1 protein-coding gene and 1 pseudogene are annotated in these 1,158 nt (G+C 69.3%); both read left to right on the forward strand.

Annotated elements, in window-relative coordinates:
- Positions 1-525 (forward strand): 3-isopropylmalate dehydratase small subunit (gene leuD, locus I5E_RS12665; RefSeq protein ID WP_042723848.1); only part of this gene is annotated, 525 nt, incomplete at its 5' end.
- A pseudogene (locus tag I5E_RS12670) lies at positions 525-1,158 on the forward strand (UDP-N-acetylglucosamine 1-carboxyvinyltransferase); the annotation flags it as partial. The gene leuD and the pseudogene I5E_RS12670, both read left to right, overlap by 1 nt.

A 1,158-nucleotide genomic window follows, 5' to 3' on the forward strand; every position in this document is an offset into this window, starting at 1 on the left:
ATCCCCGCCGTCTACCTCAAGCGGGTGACGAAGACCGGCTTCGAGGACGCCCTGTTCTCCGGCTGGCGTCAGGACCCCGAGTTCGTGCTGAACCAGCCCGCGTACCAGGGCGCCAAGGTGCTGGTCGCCGGACCGGACTTCGGCACCGGGTCGTCGCGCGAGCACGCCGTCTGGGCGCTCCGCGACTTCGGCTTCCGGGTCGTCATCTCGCCCCGGTTCGCGGACATCTTCAAGGGCAACGCGGGCAAGCAGGGCCTCGTCACCGCGATCGTGACCGAACCGGAAGTCGAGCGGCTCTGGGCCGAGATCGCGGCGAACCCCGGCATCGAGGCGACCGTCGACCTGGTGGCCCAGCGCGTGTCGCTCGGCGAGGTGGACGTCCCGTTCGAGATCGACGCTTACACTCGTTGGCGGTTGATGGAAGGGCTCGACGACATCGGGCTCACCCTCCGTGACGAGACCTCGATCACGGAGTTCGAATCCCGCCGCTCCAGATGGCGGCCGAAGACATTGCCGGTGAAGTAGTGAACTCTCTCGTACAGGACGCAGCGGCCGCAGGGGCGCGCGTGGGCCTCAAGTCGGACGAGATCGTCATCCGCGGGGGCAAGCCGCTCGTGGGACGCATCGAGGTCCGTGGGGCGAAGAACCTCGCGACCAAGGCCATGGTGGCGTCGCTGCTCGGTGACACCCCGTCGATCCTCAAGGACGTCCCGGACATCTCCGACGTCAAGGTCGTCCGCGGGCTGCTCGAGGTGCACGGCGTGCGCATCACCGATCCTGCACGAGGCGAGCTCATCCTCGACCCGTCGAACGTCGAGTCGGCGCACTTCGCCGAGATCGACGCCCACGCCGGCTCGAGCCGCATCCCGATCCTGTTCTGCGGCCCGCTGCTGCACCGGCTCGGCGAGGCGTTCATCCCCGACCTCGGCGGCTGCCGCATCGGCGACCGCCCGATCGACTTCCACCTCGACGCCCTCCGCGCCATGGGTGCGGTCGTCGACAAGCAGGTCAACGGCATCCACCTGACCGCGCCGGACGGTCTCCGGGGCGCGAAGATCGAGCTGCCGTACCCGAGCGTCGGGGCGACGGAGCAGGTGCTGCTCTCGTCGGTCCTCGCCACGGGCGTCACCGAGCTCCGCAACGCCGCGATCGAGCCCG

Origin of the sequence: Curtobacterium sp. B18 (assembly GCF_000333375.1) — a bacterium.
GTDB lineage: Bacteria > Actinomycetota > Actinomycetes > Actinomycetales > Microbacteriaceae > Curtobacterium.